Here is a 969-nt window from a genome sequence, read left to right as displayed (position 1 = left end):
GCCGGCTGTTGGCGATGGCGACACGGTGGGTATAGCGCGACAGATAGGCCAGCACAGCCTGTGGCCCGCCGAACGGGCGCTTGGCATAGACCACCCATTCGGCTCGGCGCAGCGGCGCCAGATAGGCTGCGAACGCCTGCGGGTCGGCGAGAGCAGCATGGTTGCCGAAGAATTGGAGGCGGCCGGCCTCGTGGGCGGCGATCAGCTTCTCCAGCAACAGTCGGCGGAACAGGCGCGAGAGCACGCGCACGGGGAGGAAGAAGCCCACCCGGCATGCCACCCAGCGCTCGCCGTCGAGCGAGATGCCGCCGCCCGGTACGATCATGTGGACGTGCGGGTGATGGGTCATGGCCGAGCCCCAGGTATGGAGAACCGAGGTGATGCCGATGCGGGCGCCGAGGTGTTTTGGGTCGGCCGCGATCGTGGTCAAGGTCTCGGCCGAGACTTTGAACAGCAGGTCGTAGATGGCGGCCTTGTTGTGATAGGCGATGTCGGCGATCGGCGCCGGGAGCGTGAACACCACGTGATAGTACGGCACCGGCAACAGATCGGCTTCACGCGCGGCGAGCCATTCCTTCGCGGCCGCGCCCTGACACTTCGGGCAGTGGCGGTTGCGGCAGGAGTTGTAGGCGATGGTGGTATAGAAGCAGTCCGCGCAGCGCGCGACATGGCCGCCGAGAGCTGCCGTGCGGCAGCGCTCGATCGCCGACATCACCTTCAGCTGCTCGAGGCTGACATGGCCGGCATTGGCTCTGCGCCATGCCGGTCCACGGTCGCGGAAGATATCCGCAACCTCCAGTGCCGGGCGCAACATAAGCGCCTCAGCGTCAGCCGGGCGGCCGGATCTCCCTGAGCTTGAGCGCGATGTGCTCCAGCGGGCTCATGACCTCGCTGATCGTCTTGGTCGCAACCCGGGTATAGAGCGCCGTGGTGTCGAGCTTGGCGTGACCGAGCGGTCATGATTCATAA

General features: G+C 66.3%; 1 protein-coding gene. It reads right to left on the bottom strand.

Annotated elements, in window-relative coordinates; all coding sequences use genetic code 11:
• Positions 1–814: IS91 family transposase (locus FXB38_RS42470; RefSeq protein ID WP_148756763.1), on the bottom strand; the 814-nt coding region annotated here is incomplete at its 3' end.
• Positions 815–969 lie beyond the last annotated feature (155 nt).

This window comes from Bradyrhizobium cytisi (assembly GCF_008123515.1).
Taxonomy (GTDB): Bacteria; Pseudomonadota; Alphaproteobacteria; order Rhizobiales; family Xanthobacteraceae; genus Bradyrhizobium; species Bradyrhizobium cytisi.
Note: the sequence above shows the minus strand (reverse complement) of the source record. Positions and strands in the feature narration are given on the sequence as shown.